The sequence below is a fragment of the Streptomyces sp. 378 genome (assembly GCF_030124145.1).
In the GTDB taxonomy this organism is placed as follows: Bacteria; Actinomycetota; Actinomycetes; order Streptomycetales; family Streptomycetaceae; genus Streptomyces.
Genome location: NZ_JASKMS010000072.1, coordinates 1 through 4,292, shown reverse-complemented (window position 1 = coordinate 4,292; position 4,292 = coordinate 1). Strand labels below are relative to the sequence as shown.

Annotated in this window: 4 protein-coding genes; 3 read left to right on the top strand and 1 reads right to left on the bottom strand. The window is 65.8% G+C overall.

Features of this window, described 5'->3' with window-relative positions; genetic code table 11:
- Positions 1-79: 79 nt before the first annotated feature.
- A protein-coding gene (locus QNO09_RS39445; protein ID WP_283975038.1) for an IS5 family transposase occupies positions 80-897 on the bottom strand; the annotation gives its coding sequence in 2 pieces (ribosomal slippage) (positions 80-555 and positions 555-897; 819 coding nt in all).
- A gap of 328 nt (positions 898-1,225) precedes the next feature.
- Between QNO09_RS39445 and QNO09_RS39440 the strand changes: the two genes are divergently transcribed.
- Genes QNO09_RS39440 through QNO09_RS39430 form a run of 3 tightly spaced genes read left to right on the top strand, consistent with a single transcriptional unit; the run spans position 1,226 to position 4,290 of the window.
- Positions 1,226-2,398 (top strand): hypothetical protein, encoded by a 1,173-nt coding sequence (locus QNO09_RS39440; protein WP_283975037.1) that lies wholly within the window; start codon positions 1,226-1,228, stop codon positions 2,396-2,398.
- Between the two features lie 55 nt (positions 2,399-2,453).
- A complete protein-coding gene (locus QNO09_RS39435) occupies positions 2,454-3,743 on the top strand; it encodes a NucA/NucB deoxyribonuclease domain-containing protein (RefSeq protein ID WP_283975036.1) in 1,290 nt (429 codons plus the stop codon).
- 19 nt (positions 3,744-3,762) lie between these two features.
- On the top strand, positions 3,763-4,290 hold the full coding sequence (locus QNO09_RS39430) for a hypothetical protein (RefSeq protein ID WP_283975035.1): 528 nt from the start codon (positions 3,763-3,765) through the stop codon (positions 4,288-4,290).
- Positions 4,291-4,292 lie beyond the last annotated feature (2 nt).

Genomic DNA, 4,292 nt, shown 5'->3' with positions numbered 1-4,292 from the left:
CTCACCGAGACCGGCCTGACCATCAGACCTGCCTGATCAACCCAGCGACATCACGAGTTCAACCTCAGTAGACGGTGTCCTATGTGGTGAGGCGGAGGAGTCGCTTGTAGCAGCACAGGGCGGCGGCGAGACCGAGAAAGGCCAGGTAGTTGCGGGGATTTCGTTCGTAGCGGGGGCTGAGCCGACGGTAGCCGGACAGCCAGAAGATGGTCCGCTCGATGACCCACCGGCGGCGGCCCAATCGTTCGCTGGACTCGATGCCTTTGCGGGCGATGCGCACGCCGATGCGCTTGCCGCGTAACCATTTCCGCAGCTGAGGCACATCGTATGCCTTGTCTGCATGGAGCCGTTGGGGCTTGAAGTGACGGCCGCGCTGGGGGTCGTGTCTCGTTTGGTGACCGGCCACCATCGGCTTCAGCCCTTCGCTGTCGTGGACGTTGGCGGCGGAGACGCCGACGACCAGGGGCAGTCCGTTCGCGTCCGACAGGACGTGCATCTTGGAACCCGGCTGGCCCCGGTCCACGGGGCTCGGACCTGTGTGTTCGCCCCCTTTTTAGCGCGCACGTGCGCGGAGTCGAGGACGACGCGGGAGACGTCGATGAGGCCCGCGTCGTCGAGTCGGTGCAGGACAGCTTCGTGGAGCCGTCCCCAGACACCGGCTCTGGACCAGATCATGAACCGGCGATGAGCCGTCGACTTCGATATGCCGAAACACGGAGGCAAAGCTCGCCAGGCACACCCGCTGACCAGCACGTAGATGATCGCCGCGAACAGCGTCTCATCAGGCGTGTGTTGTGTGCCGCCGCCCTGCGGCCGCACTTTCGACTGTGGGATCAGCGGCTTCGCGATCTCCCACAGCCCGTCCGGAACAATCCAACTCCACGTACCCCGCCCCATACAGGGCCCAACGAGTGATCACCACATAGGACACCGTCTAAAGCTATCTGTGTTCGCTGTGATTGGCGTGACGCGGATCACGCGTCGAAATTTAGTCAACTCAGCTTATTAGCGGACAGGTTGGGAGAGGTGTGACTGTAGGTTCCCCTGTGACCACTCTTGATCGTTCCTAGGGGGAACTTTGTCGCGTTCGCGCGCGAGATTCTTGGCCTCGGCATGCACCGGGGTCACCGCACTCACTATCCTCGGCACCGTCCCGTCCGCGAGTGCCGCCGCACCCAAGGAAGCCTGCACCGGCCTCTACAACGCCCGGATCACCTTCTGGGCGATGACGTGCAGTCAGCCGGGCGAGCCGATGATCGGCGGCTTCGCCACCTGGCGCAACATACCGATCACCTTCGATCAGGTCGACACCGGGTCTGCGACCGTGCAGGTGGCCAACTACATGCGCGTCAGCCCGAACACGTCGAGCGGTCCGCTGGCTCCCAACATCGAGATCGGCCTGTACGCGGAGAAGACGGGGAAGACCACCCACACCTACGGGCCGCGCTGGTCGGAGCTGACCACCAGCGGTGGTCGCACGACAGCCATCAAGGCCGGGGTCAACCCGACCAAGCCCGACAAGCGCAACCACACCTACATGACCGTCCGCCAGGACAGCGGCAACCAGTGGGACGTGCTCTACGACTTCAACAAGGTCGGCTCCACCACCAAACAGCTCAAGGTGCTGGGCGGCAACACCAACCGCATCGACGTCGGTCTCGAGGTGATGGGACCGAAGTACATCAACGTCCCCTCGATCGCGAACCGCATGCAGTTCATGACCGGGAACAAGGTGTGGCAGCAGGTGGCGACGGCCAACGTGGCCAAGTCCGTCACGCTCCCCGTCTGCAGCACGACCCATAAGCCGCCGGACTGCTTCACCACCAAGCTGACCGACAACAGCAAGTTCACCCAGTGGACGGTGAGCAAGCCGCGCCGGCAGGCCGCCGCGGCCTCCGGGCCTACTGCCCCGACGCACAGCCGGGACGCTGCCACGGCCGGCCTGCCCGCCACGTTCAACGGCGTGGACCAGCAGGCTCTGCAAGCCTGCCTGGAGAACGACCCCGACAACTGCCTGGCCACCGTGCCCGGCCTGTCGGAGTGCGTGGCAACCGTACGGGTCTGCAACGCCGCCGCCCTGCCGTCCGGTGGGCCATCGGAGGACGCCGCAGCCGACGCTGACGTATCGGCCGCCGACATCCGGGCCCGGGCCGCAGCCGCCTTCGATGTCCCAAGTGACGCCCTCGCCGTCCAGCCGCCCACCTCACCCGCCGCGCTAAGGTCCCACCCGCACGAGGTCGACATCAGCGGCGACGCCGCCTGGACGGTGACCTCCACCAACTCCACCCCCGGACTGCAGCGCACCGACCGCCGCTTCGACGGCTTCACCGCCCGCTACTCCGCACACACCGGCGCACTGCTGGAGGCGTGCTGGGGCGACCTCTGCGATGCCTCGTGATCCCCACGTGCCGCAGATACCCCGCCGCTTCCGCACGCCCGCAAGGAGTCCACTGGTGAACATACGCACCGCACTCATACGTCTCGCCCGCGCCACCGCCACCACGGCGGCCCTGACCCTACTCACCGCGGCCACCAGCACAGCCACCCACGCCGCGGCGACCACGAACGACCCGGCCCCCGAGGGCACGGTGTTCGTCGACGCCGCCTCGCTTCCCGCCGACGAACTGCGCGGCCTCGACCAACCCATCCCGTACGCCGAATACGCCCGATCCCACAACTCGAAGTCTGCGGCGCCGCGGGCAGCGGCCGACCCGGCTCCCGGCGACCAACAGGATCTGCGCCAGCAGTGCGCCAACCACGCGGCGCAGGCCAAAACCGCCACCGGCTGGCTCAAGTCCCGCTTCGAGAGCTGCCAGAAGCGTCCCTTCGACCTGGTCCTGCGGGACGTCAGGGGCACCACCACGCTCGGTCGCCTCTGGTTCGACCAATGGGTCCTCGGCTTCGCCTACGACGGCAGCCGGCGCGTCGACTATGTCTCCAGCATCGAGAATATACGCGTTCAGCCGATACCCACCGAAGATGCCAAGAAGTGGCGGATCGGCCAGCACTTCCACCACAGTGTCAACGCCTCCAGCAGCGATGCGGACCCTCAGGTGACCGCGCCGCAGACCGTGAACCGTGACGGACTGCTCGGCGTGTGGGACACCCAGCCCCACTGGAACCTCACCTACACCTCCCCGGACAAGGGTGCCTTGTTCGACCAGGGCAACCAGCAGCGCGTCTTCTTGACCGTCGCGATGGACGTCAGCGCCAGTTCCCCCAACTCCGCCCCCTTCACGGGGGGAAGCAACGTCTACAACTCGAGCGTCCGCTACGACTACGCCGGACCGGTCGCGGGCAAGCACAAGGGCACCGTCTTCACCAAGGCCCGTGTGGAACTCGTGATGAGTCAGAGGGACCCGGCGGTCAACGAAAGCGCCGTGCACATTTACGACGCTTTGAACCGCCCCGAGCGCACCTTCCCCTCGTGGCCCGGTAAGAGCGTCCCGGGATCGAAGGAACCCCTGCGCCGAGTCGGCGATCCGAAGAAGATCGACGACAATCGCAAGCAGTCCATCAAGGAATGCAAGAAGGTCTGGGGCGACTACGCCGGCAGCGGCCTGGAGTGCGACGAGTACCCCTTCGCCTCGACCAAGGAAGGGTCCACCAAGGGCGACAACCGCTTCTCCGTCCGACTGATCGACGGTAAGGACAACCGCAAGGGCGGAGAGCGACTCAACGAGATGTACACCCTCAACCGCATCCTGGACGGCGACCCCTTCTACGTGAAGATCACCAACTAGCAGGGAGACACCACTGACCATGGCGCTTCTCGCCGAACACAACGTCACCGCCACCCCCGGCCGCCGCGTGCTGGAGGTCTACGACGCGGACGCCTACCTCGGCGACGAAGCAGCCATGGACGCCGCGGAGACACAGGTGGTGGCCGGCAACGGCTACCACCTGTACCTCCTCAGCCTGCAACCCGACATGAAAGTCCAGATGACGATCCGCATCTGGGACACACCACCCGCCCCGCCTGCCGAGGCCGAAGGTCACACCGACGTCAGCCTGGAATCCGAAACAGGCATCCTGGTCATCGGTCAACTCGACCGCGGACCCGCCGGCGAGATCACCCTGCCCCGCCCCGGCGTCTACGAAGGCCACGCCTGGTGGCAGAACCGCCAAGCAGCAGCCGACTACTACGACACCACCCTCGACCAGCTCACCGACGACTCCCCGGAAGACCAGCTCACCGAAGCCTGGAACAACTGCCCCGTCACCGAACGCTACGTCCTCGACTTCGCCTACACCCGCGAGCCCGAACCCATCGATGACGATGATCAATAGAA

Excerpts from the sequence above, each read along its gene's own strand:
- QNO09_RS39440 (WP_283975037.1), top strand. The coding sequence starts at position 1,226 with ATGACGTGCAGTCAGCCGGGCGAGCCGATGATCGGCGGCTTCGCCACC.
- QNO09_RS39430 (WP_283975035.1), top strand. The coding sequence starts at position 3,763 with ATGGCGCTTCTCGCCGAACACAACGTCACCGCCACCCCCGGCCGCCGC.